At 59.0% G+C, this 14,371-nt stretch carries 13 protein-coding genes; 7 read left to right on the top strand and 6 right to left on the bottom strand.

Annotation, left to right across the window (positions count from 1 at the left end; genetic code table 11):
* The first annotated feature begins 93 nt into the window (after positions 1-93).
* The 3 genes from AC1DRN_RS19650 (at position 94) to AC1DRN_RS19640 (ending at position 2,070) form a co-directional block, all read left to right on the top strand.
* The gene (locus AC1DRN_RS19650) at positions 94-1,062 is read left to right on the top strand and encodes a polyprenyl synthetase family protein (RefSeq protein WP_223463605.1); all 969 of its coding nucleotides are present in this window, start codon (positions 94-96) and stop codon (positions 1,060-1,062) included.
* Between the two features lie 204 nt (positions 1,063-1,266).
* Positions 1,267-1,608 carry a zinc ribbon domain-containing protein YjdM gene (locus tag AC1DRN_RS19645; RefSeq protein ID WP_108216423.1) on the top strand — a complete coding sequence of 114 codons (342 nt, stop codon included), beginning with the start codon at positions 1,267-1,269 and terminating at the stop codon, positions 1,606-1,608.
* A 204-nt stretch (positions 1,609-1,812) separates the two neighbouring features.
* Positions 1,813-2,070, top strand: a complete 258-nt coding sequence (locus AC1DRN_RS19640) for a PA4570 family protein (protein ID WP_223463606.1) — start codon at positions 1,813-1,815, stop codon at positions 2,068-2,070.
* Positions 2,071-2,230: 160 nt separating this feature from the next.
* Here the strand turns inward: AC1DRN_RS19640 and AC1DRN_RS19635 are convergent, their stop codons facing one another.
* The 3 genes from AC1DRN_RS19635 to AC1DRN_RS19625 form a co-directional block, all read right to left on the bottom strand.
* Positions 2,231-2,848 carry an FKBP-type peptidyl-prolyl cis-trans isomerase gene (locus tag AC1DRN_RS19635; protein ID WP_108216420.1) on the bottom strand — a complete coding sequence of 206 codons (618 nt, stop codon included), beginning with the start codon at positions 2,846-2,848 and terminating at the stop codon, positions 2,231-2,233.
* 121 nt (positions 2,849-2,969) lie between these two features.
* Complete coding sequence (locus AC1DRN_RS19630) at positions 2,970-3,260, bottom strand: DUF6482 family protein (protein ID WP_108216419.1); 291 nt, start codon at positions 3,258-3,260, stop codon at positions 2,970-2,972.
* Between the two features lie 148 nt (positions 3,261-3,408).
* Positions 3,409-3,897 (bottom strand): TIGR00645 family protein, encoded by a 489-nt coding sequence (locus AC1DRN_RS19625; protein WP_108216418.1) that lies wholly within the window; start codon positions 3,895-3,897, stop codon positions 3,409-3,411.
* Between the two features lie 170 nt (positions 3,898-4,067).
* Here AC1DRN_RS19625 and AC1DRN_RS19620 point away from each other — a divergent pair, with 170 nt between their 5' ends.
* On the top strand, positions 4,068-5,897 hold the full coding sequence (locus AC1DRN_RS19620) for a hypothetical protein (RefSeq protein WP_223463607.1): 1,830 nt from the start codon (positions 4,068-4,070) through the stop codon (positions 5,895-5,897).
* A 6-nt stretch (positions 5,898-5,903) separates the two neighbouring features.
* On the opposite strand, the gene AC1DRN_RS19615 is transcribed toward AC1DRN_RS19620, so the two are convergent.
* Positions 5,904-6,245, bottom strand: a complete 342-nt coding sequence (locus AC1DRN_RS19615; RefSeq protein WP_223463608.1) for a PA4575 family protein — start codon at positions 6,243-6,245, stop codon at positions 5,904-5,906.
* Between the two features lie 336 nt (positions 6,246-6,581).
* Entirely contained in the window at positions 6,582-9,020 is a 2,439-nt protein-coding gene (locus AC1DRN_RS19610; RefSeq protein ID WP_477786780.1) for a Lon protease family protein, read from the bottom strand.
* 254 nt (positions 9,021-9,274) lie between these two features.
* On the opposite strand from AC1DRN_RS19610, the gene AC1DRN_RS19605 reads away from it, so the two are divergent.
* From AC1DRN_RS19605 to AC1DRN_RS19595, 3 genes are all read left to right on the top strand, one after another.
* A complete protein-coding gene (locus tag AC1DRN_RS19605; protein WP_007970900.1) occupies positions 9,275-9,763 on the top strand; it encodes a DUF3015 domain-containing protein in 489 nt (162 codons plus the stop codon).
* Positions 9,764-9,856: 93 nt separating this feature from the next.
* Positions 9,857-11,710, top strand: a complete 1,854-nt coding sequence (locus tag AC1DRN_RS19600) for an Lnb N-terminal periplasmic domain-containing protein (protein WP_223463610.1) — start codon at positions 9,857-9,859, stop codon at positions 11,708-11,710.
* 359 nt (positions 11,711-12,069) lie between these two features.
* Positions 12,070-12,564: a GreA/GreB family elongation factor gene (locus AC1DRN_RS19595; RefSeq protein ID WP_108216413.1), complete on the top strand. Its 495-nt coding sequence runs from the start codon at positions 12,070-12,072 to the stop codon at positions 12,562-12,564.
* On the opposite strand, the gene gdhA is transcribed toward AC1DRN_RS19595, so the two are convergent.
* On the bottom strand, positions 12,561-13,898 hold the full coding sequence (gene gdhA, locus AC1DRN_RS19590) for an NADP-specific glutamate dehydrogenase (protein WP_223463611.1): 1,338 nt from the start codon (positions 13,896-13,898) through the stop codon (positions 12,561-12,563). The two genes, AC1DRN_RS19595 and gdhA, sit on opposite strands and share 4 nt — an antisense overlap.
* Positions 13,899-14,371 lie beyond the last annotated feature (473 nt).

Here is a 14,371-nt window from a genome sequence, read left to right as displayed (position 1 = left end):
CGAGTCCCTTGCAAGGGGCCGTCCATCGCGCCTTGACACCTGCAGGCGTGGGTCCTAGCATGCCGCGCAACCCTTCTGGAGCGACTGTCGCTGATGCAACCCCAAGCTTTCTACCGCGCGGTCGCGGACGATTTTAGCGCCGTCGACGGCATCATCAAGAAGCAGCTGACTTCGCGCGTGCCGCTTGTATCGAAAATCGGCGATTACATTACCTCGGCCGGCGGCAAACGCCTGCGTCCTTTACTAGTGTTGCTGTGTGGCAAGGCCCTGGGTCGCGAAGGCGACGAACTGCGTCTGCTGGCCGCGACCATCGAGTTTCTGCACACCGCTACCCTGCTGCATGACGACGTGGTCGACATGTCCGGCATGCGCCGTGGCCGCTCGACCGCCAACGCCATGTGGGGCAACGCGCCAAGCGTGCTGGTCGGTGACTTCCTGTATTCGCGCTCCTTCGAAATGATGGTCGAGCTGGGCTCGATGCCGGTGATGAAGATCCTTTCGCAGGCCACGCGCATCATCGCTGAAGGCGAAGTGTTGCAGCTATCGAAGGTTCGTGACGCCAGCACCACCGAAGAAACCTACATGGAAGTCATCCGCGGCAAGACCGCGATGCTCTTCGAAGCCTCGACCCACAGTGCTGCAGCCCTGTGCGAAGCCACACCGGAACAGGCCGAAGCCCTGCGTACATTCGGGGATCACCTGGGGGTGGCCTTCCAGCTGGTCGACGACCTGCTGGACTACAAAGGCGACGCCGAAACCCTGGGCAAGAACGTCGGTGACGATCTGGCCGAAGGCAAGCCGACGCTGCCGCTGATCTACACCATGCGTGAAGGCACACCGGAGCAGGCCGCCCTGGTGCGCAAGGCGATCCAGAAAGGCGGAATCGAAGATCTGGAAAGCATCCGCGAAGCCGTGGAAGCCTCGGGCTCGCTGGAGTACACCGCGCAACTGGCACGCGATTATGTGGCCCGCGCGATCAAGTGCCTCGAAACGCTACCGCCGAGCGAGTATCGCGATGCACTGGTTGAACTGAGTGAGTTCGCGGTCGCCCGCACGCACTGACAACACTGTAAAACCCTGTGGGAGCGAGCTTGCTCGCGATTAGGCACTTACATTCAACATAGTTGTTGACTGAAAGGACGCTATCGCGAGCAAGCTCGCTCCCACAGGTTTGTTCCCCTACAGGTTTATCCTCGCCCCACCCTCTCCCGCTTAAAACCCTATACAATGTGCGCTTTTTAGCGATCCTGAATCCAAGGAGCCTTAGTGAGCACGTTGCCACCCTGCCCAAAATGCAATTCCGAATACACCTATGAAGACGGCGCGCAGCTGATCTGCCCCGAGTGCGCCCACGAATGGTCCGCCAGCGGTGAAACCGAAGCGGCGTCCGATGACGCAGTGAAAAAGGATTCGGTTGGCAACGTCCTGCAGGACGGCGACACCATCACCGTGATCAAGGACCTCAAGGTCAAGGGTACGTCTTTGGTGGTCAAGGTCGGCACCAAGGTCAAGAACATCCGCCTGTGCGATGGCGATCACGACATCGATTGCAAGATCGACGGCATCGGCCCGATGAAACTCAAGTCCGAGTTCGTCAGAAAAGTCTGAACCTGCAGTTGTCCATCCCGCGCCCAGCGTGGGATGGCGCCTCCCTCTCCCCCGCTTCGCCCAGTAAATCCTCGCAATAGCCAAATGCCAGTCGTTTTGACCTGACGCAATCCTTACCTGGAAAAAAGCGTAAACCGCCAATAGGCGCTTGCTATTTAGCGAATAAGAATTATTCTCATAAAACCCTCAGTGGAGATGAGAACCATGACTTATCTGATCGATGCCTGGCTGGACCGACCACACCCTTACCTCAGGATCCTGCATCGGGAAACCGGGGAAGTCTGTGCGGTGCTTGAAGAAGAAGCCTTGAACGAACTGCAAGACCAAGGTGATCTTGACCTAAATGGCCTGAGCTCCAGCGAGCCGGTGGTGCTCAAGGAACTGGTGCGCAATCTGTTTCTGTTCTGCTATGCCCGGGCATTGCGCCCGCACAGTGAACTGCACCACAAGATCGAAATATGAAACACCGTAAAAACTGTGGGAGCGAGCTTGCTCCGGGCGGCGCTCCGACGATAGCGGATGTTCCATCACAGAAACGTTGACTGACACACCGCCATCGCGAGCAAGTCGGATCGCCGCACCGTCGCTCCCACATTAGCCCGACGTCATATCGGGCCTGGTCTTACAGAACGTCGAGCAGTTCGACGTCGAACACCAGTACGCTGTGCGGCGGGATGCTGCCAACGCCTTGAGCGCCGTAAGCCAGTTCGCTCGGCACGTACAGGCGCCATTTGCTGCCGGCGTTCATCAGTTGCAGGGCTTCGGTCCAGCCGGCGATCACGCCGCCAACCGGGAATTCTGCAGGCTCTCCACGATCGTAGGAGCTGTCGAACACGGTGCCGTTGATCAAAGTGCCGTGGTAGTGAGTACGCACGGTGTCTTCACGGGATGGCTTGGCGCCTTCGCCGGCAGTCAACACTTCGAACTGCAAGCCGGAAGCCAGAGTGGTGATGCCTTCACGCTTGGCGTTTTCAGCCAGGAAGGCCAGGCCTTCGCCAGCAGCCGCTTCAGCCTTGGCAGCAGCTTCGGCCTGCATGATTTCGCGGATGACTTTGAAGCTGGCGGACATTTCTTCCTGACCCACACGGCTTGGCTTGCCGGCGAATGCGTCGGTCAGGCCAGCCAGGATCGCGTCCAGGCTGACGCCCGGTGGCGGGTTGTCGCGCAGTTGGTCGCCCAGCTGACGGCCAATACCGTAGCTGACGCGGGTTTCGTCGGTGGACAGATTTACTTCGGACATGACACTGCTCCGCTGTGCGGACGGCTCGGGAACTTGCCATGCGTACACAGCGCGTCCCGGAGCGCCCGGAACCAAAAGGGCCAGCAGACTAGCACAGATGTCATGCCATTGATGAGGGACGTCAGGCGATCGGCACCTTCAGGTTTTCTTCCACGTCGGCAACCAGACCGCACATTTCGTCATGCACGACCGTGTGCACAAGGTTGAAGTGCAACTTGGGAAAGGAGCGCAGCACATCACGGGCATGCTCCACCGAACGCAGGCTCATCATATGGCCGTGCGTATCGCTCAGGGGGTACGCCGCGCCATGCATCCGCGCTTCCAGCAGGTATATGCCCCCCTCCATGGAGATCAGGTTCAGCTCATCGACCTTTCCGGCGATGGCATACGCATTCAACTCATTCAGGGTCATGAACGCACCTCACGCAGTGGCGAGCCAACATACTTACAGGGATAGGCCTCTGTGCATCAAAGCACAAGCCACTGGCCAGACCGCTTGTCTATTATCGCAGGAGGTTGTGGCGAGGGAGCTTGCTCGCCACAAAGGGAGCCGGTGTGGATCAGTGCTTGGTGAGTTTATCCAGGTAACCCATTGCGAATGCCGATACCACGAAAGTCATGTGGATGATCACGTACCACTGCAGATGCTCAGGATCGACGTTCTTGGCATCCATGAAGATGCGCAGCAGGTGAATGGACGAGATCGCCACGATCGACGCGGCCACCTTCATTTTCAGCGACGAAGAGTCCATGGTGCCCAGCCAGTTGAGCTTTTCCTTGGAGTCGTCGATGTCCAGTTGCGAGACGAAGTTCTCGTATCCGGAAATCATCACCATCACCAGCAAACCGCCCACCAGCGCCATGTCGATCAGCGACAACAGCACCAGGATCAAGTCCGATTCGGCCATCGAAAACACGTTCGGGATGACATGGGAGACTTCCTGGAAGAATTTCAGCGCCAGCGCCAGCAACCCGAGGGACAGGCCGAAATAGATCGGCGCCAGCAGCCAGCGCGAGGCGTACATTGTATTTTCGATAAAGCGTTCCATTGAATCTCACATGTGGGCTGAAAATGGCGGCGAGTATACCAGCCGCCCGTCTATACCCAGAAGTAGCCAGAAACCGTCGAAAAATCCGCCACCTGCGCCTGTGTATCAAAGTTTTTCTGCTAGTGTCCAAATCATTGACCGCTCATTGATATCGGACAGGAAGACTGGAAATGGATGTGCGATTGCCTTTGACGAGTGCCGGAATTTGCATGGCGCTGCTTCTAAGCGGCTGCTCACCCAGCGATGAAAAACGCCAGGTCAGCCTCGAAGAAAAAACCGCGCAATTCGAAAAGTCGCTGGACGCCATCCAGGATCCGAAACTGAAGGATGCCGTGTCGGAGCTGGGCGGCTCACTGCTGCTGCTCGAGCGCGCGCAACTCAAGCTCGACAGTAAACCGGTGGAAACCGAATACGGCGAAGACGCCCTCGCCATGCTCAAGCACTACCCGACCCCGCAGGCCATGGTCGACACCTACATCAACGGGTTGTTCGTGCTGCAAAAGGACTCCAGTTCCGACTACCTGACCGATCTGCAACCGGTGTTTCCCTTCACTTTCAGCGTTCCTGCCGCGTTTTTGTTTCCCCATGGCCTGGAATGGCAGTCGGTCACACTAAGCAATAAACGAGTGATCCCATTCCAGCCGGAATGGTCAGAAACCGACCCCGGCATTCAACTCAGCCCATCGAGTTCCAACCTGACCAGCCCCGATGACCTGACTGTGGCCTACCCCTTCATCGAAGGCCTCGACATCGACAGAAAGCAGCAACCGCAACCGGTGAGCCTGCAGGGCAAAGTCGAGGTCATCGCGCCACGCCGGCTCTACAGCTTCGACCTGACGAAAAAGGACGTAGGCCAGACCCGCACCAATGACAACCTGAGCGTCACCCTGCTCACATTGACGAACAACTACGCGGAAATCGAATACAACAACAGCGCGCCGCTAGCCCCCGAAGTCAGAGAAACACCGCTGAACCCGCTGATCGTCCAGGCCACGGACAGCACCGGGCAATTCATCTCGCGCGCCGGCTCAATCAACGAAACCGCGGTACAAATTGCGTTCTATCAGCAGCAGCTGGCCAAGATGCAGCAGCAAAAGAGCTGGAGCGAAGCCCTGGAAAAACAGCTCGACGAAGAACAGCGCAACTTTGAGAAACAGCAGGCTCGACATTATTCGAAGGTGTACTTCAACGGGACGATCGAAACCCTCGAAGTCAGCATGCTGGATTTTTCCGCCGTCACGGTCACCCGCAAGAGCCTCGACCTGCCGGTCCGGCACTTCGATGCCGAGACCACGGACAAGACCATCCAGCCCTTGAACCTGCCCGTGGTGGTCTATGACGACCAGGCGCCCGGCTGGCTCAAAGGGGCAACGCTGAGCGAGGATCAACTGAAAAAGAACGTCAGCATCAGTCAGTCGATCGACGACCCCAGTGCTGCGCGAATCGAATTCACTCATCTGCGCAGCTTCAACGATGAACTGCTCGGCACATCGTTCAACCCCGGTGAAAGTCCGGTGAGTTTCTTTACTGAAGACGCGAGTGGCAAACGCGACGAGCCGATCGAGTTGCCGCCCGAGGCGTACCAGATCGATCCCCTGCGCGGCACCATTACCTACGATCTGAATCTGTTTGCGCAAACGCCGGCCTATGCGGTGGGCTCGATGCCGCTGTTCCTGGCCACCGTCGAGCAAAAAACCGTCGATGCCCGCCAGCTGCCCAAAGGCCTCGAGCTTAAAGCCAATGCTCTGGTGGTTGATTTGAAGGCGTTTCCCGCCCAGGACTGGCGCTTTTTCGCCAAGGACGACACCGGCAATTACTTGAAGGAGATTCTATCGGTCAGCCATGGCGCGAGCGCACAAGGGCCGGCACAGTTTGCCGTGCATTACTTCTACGGACAGCCTACGCGCCTGGAAACCTATCAGCGCACTGACCTCGCCACCGTGCAGTATGGTTTCGAGGTCAAACTCGACAAGGCCGACATGACGCGCCTTGATCAATAGTGCGAATCAGTGCTCGGGGTGAAACTCGAAGCCGCCAACGTTACGGCAGCGACCACCGTTGATTTCCCGCAACTGGGCTTGCAGGTGCAGGCACCAGATTTGCGGATCGTTGGCCAACTCGTAGCCGTGCAAGGTCAGGCTTTCAACGATGGTGTCGAGGATTGATTCAGCGACGAACGGACCGTGAAACGGGCCTTGGGCCTTGATGGCCGAAGGTTGTTCACCGGCCATTCCGGCGGCGAACAGCAGAGTCCACATGCCCGTATCTCCCGCCAACGGACGGATGGCACACTCGATACGGGTCTCAAGGCCCAGGCATTGACGGGTGAGGCAGAGGTTGCGCGACATGGCGGCGACCCTCGGTAGATCCGGTATTCAGCCCCCATGCGAAGGCTGTTTCGATCCTGTGATTACTGTCGACATCCTTGAGCAGATAATAGAAGAAAAGTCTGCCTTGCAGGCAGGCCGATACTGAAAGGCGCCGAATGGTCACAGCATGAATATTGACGTCATTTCGACGACGCTTTTTTACCATTCACCCCAAACAAAATGTGGGAGCGAGCTTGCTCCKGGCGGCGTTCCGACGATGGCGGTCGAACATTCAACATATTGGTCGAATGAACGTCCGCTATCGCGAGCAAGCTCGCTCCCACAGGGGCGGCTTGCGCTTGGCTCAACGATGCATCAAGCCGGTTTGGTTTCTGCCAAAGCCTCTTGCGCCAACTCCTTCTCGGCCTCTTTCAGATCATCGTCACTGATCATTTCCGCGATAACCCGCAGACGCTCCACGACCCGCGCGTTCACGCTGCCTTCAGGGAACTCGCCATTCTCGTCCGGCTCGCCGGCTGGCTCGCCAACCAGCAAACTCAAGGCTTCGTCGGCCTGACGGACCGCGTAGACATGGAATTGCCCCGCACGTACCGCCGCCAGCACCTTCTCGTCGAGCATCAGCGTGGCAACGTTGGCGTGAGGAATGATTGCCCCCTGCTCGCCGGTCAACCCGCGGGCCTCGCACAGACGGAAGAAGCCCTCGATCTTCTCGTTGACTCCGCCGACCGCCTGCACTTCGCCGAACTGGTTGATGGAACCGGTGATGGCAAAGCACTGCTTGAGCGGGGTTTTCGACAAGGCCGAGATCAGGGTGCAGGCCTCGCCCAGGGAAGCACTGTCGCCATCGACATAACCGTAGGATTGCTCCAGGGCGATACTCGCGGAAATCGCCAGCGGAAACTCCTGGGCGTAACGACTGCCCAGATAACCGGTAAGGATCATCACGCCTTTGGAGTGGATCGGCTGGCCGAGGTTGACCTCGCGCTCGATGTCGACAATGCCGCTGCCGCCCGGGTACACCGTGGCGGAAATCCGCGCCGGTATACCAAAGGCCGAATCGCCGACTTCCAGCACGGTCAGGCCGTTGCACTTGCCGACCGCCGCACCCGCGGTGTCGATCAGGATGATCCCGGCCAGCATGTCGTCGAGAATCCGCGCCGAAACCCGCCCGGTCCGCGTGGCCTTGGCCTTGAGTGCCCGTTCGATGTGCCCGGCGTCGGTCATTTCATCGCCAGCCAGGTGACGAATGAAATCCGCCTCGCTGACCAGTTGGAACAAATCACCGATGCGCGCCGACAAGCGCCCCTGGTGCTCGGCCAGTCGGGCGCTGTAGGTCGCCAGGCGCGCCACCGCATCGGCGGTGAGCGGCGCCATGCCTTCTTCGGAAGTACGGGTTTTGAGCAACTGGGCGAACTGCTCCAGGCTCTCGTCGACCATCGGGATGTCTTCGTCGAAATCCACCAGAACGCGGAACATTTCCTGGAAGTCCGGATCGAGGTCTTGCAGCGTGTAATACAGCTGACGGGCACCGATGATGACGACTTTGACCTGCAACGGAATGTGTTGCGGGGTCAGGGTCACGGTGGCCAGGCGGCCCAGCTCACCCAGCGGCGATTCCATTTTCAGCTTGCGCGATTGCAGGGCGCGTTTGAGCGCATCCCACACGAACGGCTCGCTGAGCATTTTGTCCGCTTCAAGGATCAGGAAACCGCCATTGGCCCGGTGCAAGGCACCCGGGCGCAGTTGCCGGTAGGTGGTGTACAGCGCGCCCTGATCGGTGCTGTATTCAATGCGACCGAAGAGGTTTTCATAGGTCGGGTGCGRCTCGAACACCACCGGCGCGCCGCCGCTGGCCGAATGACCAACCACCAGGCTCGGCGCGTATTGCTCTTCCAGCAACTTGCGGGCGACAGCATCGATTTTGCTATCGTCCACCAGTTGCTCGACCACCGTCTTGAGCAAATACACCTGCATGGCTTGCAGATAACCGCACACCGCGGCGTTCTCGGCGTATTTCTCCGACAACGGCGACAGCAACGGCTGCAAGGCCAGGGTGATGGTTTCTTCGTTCAGATGACGCAGTTGGTTACTCGACTCGCGCTTCCATTGCGGCAGGCTGGCGAGCTCTTCGTTCAGGCGCTCCTCCAGTACCGAAATATCCTCGTGGAAGCGCTCGCGCTCGGCTTCCGGCAACTGGGCGAATTCAGCTTCGTCCAATGCCTTGCCGTCGCCCATCGGGGTAAATGCAATGTTGCTGGCGTCGCGGTAGAGCGCGACGTCCTTTTCCAGCGCCAGACGCTCGATGACGTCCAGGGCCTTGTCATAGCGCTGGTTGAAGGCGCGGTCGATGCTGCTTTTTTTCTGCTGGTAGGACGGATGCTCGAAGACTGCCGGAAACGTCGCCAGCAGGTTGTCGATCAAGCCGTTGATGTCACCGATGAAGGCACCGGCGCTGCCCGACGGCAGCTCCAGCGCGCGCGGCTCGCGCGGCTCATCGAAATTGTTGACGTAGACCCAGTCCGCTGGGGTCTGCAGGCGCTTGCCTTCGGCCTTGAGGTAGCGTTTGACGAACGAGAACCGGCCAGTGCCGGGCTCGCCCATGACGAATACGTTGTAACCGGGGCGTGGCATGGCCACACCGAACTGCAAGGCTTCGACCGCACGTTCCTGGCCAAGCACACCGCGAAAGGGCTCCAGATCATTGGTGGTGGAGAAGCTGAACTGTTCAGCGGAAAACGGACGGGTCAGCGCTTCGGGCGCTAGACGCAAGCTGGCAGCAACAGGATCAGGCATCGGGCTTCCTTAACAATCAGGCGGGGCAGATGGCAGCATTCTGGCGCCGCCCATGCCCGACTGGCAAGGAGTGCCGCAGGCCTGAGCATCTTCAATCCGCCAACCCCAGGCGGGCCGGGCTTGCGCCGCGGTTTCCCATGAATGCTTTGCAAAAAATCACGGAACCCCGTGATCGTGCCTAAACTCCAGACTGCTCGGCTGGACTAATGACCGGCCCACTTATCCATTGGTAGGCACATAAAGAGAACAAAGCTATGAAACGGATTCTTCTCGGTACTCTCTTCACTGCTGTATCCATCAACGCCATGGCTCAGGCGCCAGGCGGCCCGGATTGCGGTTGGGGCAACATGCTGTTCGAAGGTCAGCGTGGTACTCCTGCTCACTTCCTGGCATCCACCACCAACGGCACCTCCGGCAACGCAACCTTCGGCATGACCTCCGGTACCAACGGTTGCGCAACCAACGCGTCGCTGACCTATGGCGGTAAATCCTGGTTTGCCATGAATGGCATGATGAACGAGCTGTCCGAAGACATGGCCAAAGGTCAGGGCGAAGCGCTGACCACCTATGCCGTGGTACTGGGCGTAGCGCCGGAAGACCGTGCGCACTTCGCCGCCGTCACTCACGAGCACTTCCAGCAGATCTTCAGCAAGGCTGACGTGACTGCCGAAGACGTGCATACCAATACCCTGGCCGTGCTCAAAGCCGACCCTCGTCTGGCCAAGTACGCGACTCAAGCTTAAGCTCGACCCGCCCCGCTTCTTTCGGGAAGCGGTTTTTGTTTTTTGGACCTGCCCCTTTTTGGGTCTTTTTCTCAAGTATTCAAGTTGCCATCTATGCTCAAACGCCTTGCCTGGCTGGCGCTGTGTGCCTGCGCCCCGCTATCCGCCGCGCCTCAGATCGACCCTCAACGTTTGCAGCAACTGGCCAACGACCCTTTCTGGATATCCCTGGGCCATTATGAAACCGCCAAGCTCGGCGGCTGGCGCAGCTATGTCAGCGACCCGAAATTCTTCCTCGCCGCTGACGGCAATGAACGTCCGGACCATGAACTGGCGGCGACTGTACAAGCCTTGTACGGCCCGGCCAGTGCCGGTGAACAACACGCTCAATGCGTCTACCCGGCGCGCACCCGCTGGCTRAAAGAACAACTCGGCCTGACCGGCCTGCCGACGCCGGACTGCGCCGGGTTCAAGCAATGGTTCAAGGACGTCTCGCCCGACAGCACGGTGATGATCTTTCCGGCGGCGTATCTGAACAGTCCGTCCTCGATGTTCGGCCACACCCTGCTGCGCATCGATCAGGCCGAAGTGCAGAGCGACAAGACTTCGCTGCTCAGTTACGCGATCAACTTCGGCGCCTACATCGAGGGCTCGGACAACAGCATCCTCTATGCCTGGAAAGGCCTGATGGGCGGCTATCCCGGCCTGTTTGCGCTAGTGCCTTACCAGGAAAAACTCTCGGAATACCGCAGCCTGGAAAACCGCGACCTGTGGGAATACCGCCTGAACCTGACCCAACAGGAAACCGCGCGCATGGTCGAGCACGTCTGGGAACTGAAGCAGATCAAGTTCGACTATTTCTTCTTCGACGAAAACTGCTCATACCGTTTGCTGGAACTGCTGCAAGTGGCCCGCCCGCGCTTGCGCCTGACCGAACAATTCCCGCTCACGGCCATCCCCACCGACACTGTCAAAGCCGTGAAAAATGCCGGGCTGGTGGAATCCATCCAGTATCGTCCGTCCCGGGAACGCGAGTTGCTCAGTCGCGCCGAACCGTTTAACCCTGAAGAGCAGCAATGGGTACTGAAAGTCAGCGCCGATCAGAACCAATTGCAGGACCCGGCGTTCAAAGCACAACCCCGCGACCGCCAGGCGCTGATCATCGATGCGGCCTATCGTCTGGAGCGCTACCGCGCCAATGGCCGGGAGCGCGACCCGGCGCGCGCCCAGCGCAGCTTCGAACTGTTGCGGGCAATCAACCAGAATCCGGCGCCGGAGCTGGATATCCCGCAACCCGGCCTGCCTGAAGACGGTCACGAGTCCCGTACCTGGCAACTCGGCCTCGGTACCCGTGGCGATAAAGCCTTTGGCGAGTACGGCTTGCGCATGGCTTATCACGACCTCAATGACAACAGCGAAAGCTTTCCCCTTGGCGCGCAGATCGAAATCCTGCAATTGAAACTGCGCCAGTACGAAGGCAATGACTGGCAAGTGCAACGCCTGGACCTGGCGACCATTCGCTCCCTGACCCCGCGTAACGAGTTGCTGCAACCTCTGTCATGGCAAGTTACCGGCGGCCTGGAGCAGGTGCCGGGCAAACATGATGACCAGACCCTGGTCAGCCACGTCAACGGTGGTGGCGGCGGTACCTGGCAATTGGGCGATGACCTGCTCGGATTTGCCCTGGGCACTGTGCGTATCGAGCACAACAATGATTTTGCCGCGTTCATCGCGCCGGCCGCCGGCTTCAACAGTGGTGTGCTGTGGAAAAATCCGCTGGGCAACTTGAGCCTGGAAGCCAAGGGTGATTTTTTCACCAATGGCGAAGTGCGTCGTAGCCTGAGCCTGAACCAGCAGTGGGAAATATCCCGCAATCTCGGTCTGCGCTTGAGCGCCCAGCGTGAGTTCAGCCATTTGGCGACGGCCGAGAACGAAGTGATGCTTGAGCTGAAGTGGTATCACTACTGACCAGATACCCCCCTGTGGGAGCGAGCTTGCTCGCGATGGCGGCCTTTCAGCCAACACACTTGTTGAATGTCAGTCCCTCATCGCGAGCAAGCTCGCTCCCACAGGGACTCGTCGTTTGCCGAAACGATTGATCACACACCTTTCACAACCACCCGACGAATCCACTTCTAGACTTTCTCTATGGGCAGCGTATCCAAGGGATGAGCGCAACAGCCATCTGAAAGAACGGGACAAAGCCTGGCAGCAGCAGAAAGACCAGGACACCACCCGGGCCTATCGCTCGCCGTAAGTCGCTTTCAGACATCCAGTGAAACCGGATGCCTGCGACCATGACCCAAACCCTATACCGGGAGAATTCCATGAGCCGTGCCTTCGTCAATGAAGATAACGCCACCGCGCAAGCCGATCAGCCAGTCGAACGGCAAGTCAGCGCGCAGCCCAATTACGTCACGCCGCAAGGTCTGAAGCTGTTGCAGGGCAAAGTCGCCGAACTGCAAACCCTGCATGCCGAGCAATCGGCAAAAGGTGAGCAGGCGGACAAACAGCGCCTGGCCGATCTCGAGCGTGATCTGCGTTATTTCAAACAGCGCCTGGGCAGCGCTCAGGTGGTACCCGCCGCGACCTCGACCCAGAAAGTGCAAATCGGCAGTTGGGTGACCTACGCCGATGAACACGCCACCGAGCGCCGGGTACAACTGGTGGGCGAAGATCAGGCCGATGCCGCCCACGGCCTGATCAATTGGGGCTCACCGCTGGGCCGGGCGCTGCTCGGCGCACAACTCAACGACGAAGTACTGTGGCAGCGCCCCGCCGGGGATCAAATGATTGAAGTGATTCGCATCGAACCGACTTAAACGACGCCTTGGGCCAGCATGGCATCGGCGACCTTCACGAAGCCGGCGATGTTCGCGCCCTTGACGTAATTGACCCGACCGTCCTCTTCGCCGTAGTGCACGCAAGCGTGGTGAATCGACTGCATGATCGCGTGCAGCTTGCTGTCCACTTCGCCACCGGTCCACGCCAGGCGCATGGCGTTCTGCGACATTTCCAGCCCGCTCACCGCCACGCCGCCGGCGTTGGACGCCTTGCCTGGTGCGAACAGAATGTCGGCCTCGATGAACAGGTCCACCGCCTCGAGGGTGGTCGGCATGTTCGCGCCTTCGGCCACACAGATGCAGCCGTTGCGCAGTAAGGTGCGGGCGGCTTCGACATCCAGTTCGTTTTGCGTCGCGCACGGCAGCGCGATATCGCAGCTCAGGCTCCATGGCAGCTGACCGGCGCGGAACTCCAGGCCAAAACGGCCAGCCAGTTCACGGATGCGCCCGCGTTGTACGTTTTTCAGCTCCAGTACGGCCAGCCATTGCTCTTCGGTCAAACCGCTTTCGCAATACAGCGTGCCTTCGGAGTCGGACAGCGAAATCACTTTGCCGCCCAGATCCATGACCTTGCGCGCGGCGTACTGCGCGACGTTACCCGAACCGGAAATCGCCACGCGCTTGCCTTCGACCGCCAGGCCACGGCGCTTGAGCATTTCTTCGGCGAAGTACACGCAACCGAAACCGGTAGCTTGCGGGCGAATCAGGCTGCCGCCGTAGCTTGGGCCTTTGCCGGTCAGCACGCTGGTGAACTGGTTGCTCAAGCGCTTGTGCTGGCCGAACAGGAAACCGATTTCCCGCGCACCGACGCCGATGTCCCCGGCTGGCACGTCAACGTCCGCACCAATGTGGCGATACAACTCGCTCATGAAGGCCTGACAGAAGCGCATGACTTCCGCGTCGCTTTTGCCTTTGGGGTCGAAGTCCGAACCACCCTTGCCACCGCCCATGGGCAATGAAGTCAGGGAGTTTTTGAAGGTCTGTTCGAAGGCGAGGAATTTCAGGACGCCCATGTTCACCGACGGGTGGAAACGCAGACCGCCCTTGTACGGGCCGATCGCGCTGTTCATCTGGATGCGGAACCCGCGATTGACCTGGACTTTGCCCTGATCGTCGACCCACGACACGCGAAACACCAGCGCCCGCTCCGGCTCACAGATGCGCTCCAGAATGCCCGAGGTCAGGTAATGCTGATTGGCCTCAAGAAACGGCCACAGACTGCGCAGAACTTCTTCCACAGCCTGGTGGAATTCGGGTTGATCCGGGTCGCGTTTTTTCAGGCGCGCAAGAAAGGATTCGACGGATTCGATCATGGAAAAGTCTCGGCAGATTGATTGTCGTTGTAGGAGATCGAGCCGGACTGTAACAAACGACTTGCGCACAAGAACAGCGCAAAATGTCGCACTTATGAAGTTAAATGGTGCACAGGATATAAATTAATCTGGTTTTTTGAGTGTTTTTGCACCTGAACAGGGATTATTAATTCAAGTCCCGCACCATCAGGTACACCGCCATCGCGGGCAAGCCCGCTCCCACAGTGTTCGTGAAGACTTTTAGATCTCGGGCAATCCACATTCCTGTGGGAGCAGGCTTGCCTGCGATGAATTCAGCACGGTGTCACTGCCTCCCCCCCCAATCGGCATAGGGGACGGCCTTCATAGACCGTACCCCTGCCACACCACCCGGCATGCGGGTCCGCACCGGGCGGTTCGAGGGATTGAGGTCAGGAGAGACGTGGAAGTCCCAAGCGATCAAACCACGCGAGATTAAGCACCCAATTCAAGGC

Source organism: Pseudomonas sp. P5_B3 (genome assembly GCF_056400405.1).
Note: the sequence above shows the minus strand (reverse complement) of the source record. Positions and strands in the feature narration are given on the sequence as shown.

Excerpts from the sequence above, each read along its gene's own strand:
- AC1DRN_RS19650 (WP_223463605.1), top strand. The coding sequence starts at position 94 with ATGCAACCCCAAGCTTTCTACCGCGCGGTCGCGGACGATTTTAGCGCC.
- AC1DRN_RS19640 (WP_223463606.1), top strand. The coding sequence starts at position 1,813 with ATGACTTATCTGATCGATGCCTGGCTGGACCGACCACACCCTTACCTC.
- AC1DRN_RS19635 (WP_108216420.1), bottom strand. The coding sequence starts at position 2,848 with ATGTCCGAAGTAAATCTGTCCACCGACGAAACCCGCGTCAGCTACGGT.
- AC1DRN_RS19630 (WP_108216419.1), bottom strand. The coding sequence starts at position 3,260 with ATGACCCTGAATGAGTTGAATGCGTATGCCATCGCCGGAAAGGTCGAT.
- AC1DRN_RS19625 (WP_108216418.1), bottom strand. The coding sequence starts at position 3,897 with ATGGAACGCTTTATCGAAAATACAATGTACGCCTCGCGCTGGCTGCTG.
- AC1DRN_RS19620 (WP_223463607.1), top strand. The coding sequence starts at position 4,068 with ATGGATGTGCGATTGCCTTTGACGAGTGCCGGAATTTGCATGGCGCTG.
- AC1DRN_RS19615 (WP_223463608.1), bottom strand. The coding sequence starts at position 6,245 with ATGTCGCGCAACCTCTGCCTCACCCGTCAATGCCTGGGCCTTGAGACC.
- AC1DRN_RS19605 (WP_007970900.1), top strand. The coding sequence starts at position 9,275 with ATGAAACGGATTCTTCTCGGTACTCTCTTCACTGCTGTATCCATCAAC.
- AC1DRN_RS19595 (WP_108216413.1), top strand. The coding sequence starts at position 12,070 with ATGAGCCGTGCCTTCGTCAATGAAGATAACGCCACCGCGCAAGCCGAT.
- gdhA (WP_223463611.1), bottom strand. The coding sequence starts at position 13,898 with ATGATCGAATCCGTCGAATCCTTTCTTGCGCGCCTGAAAAAACGCGAC.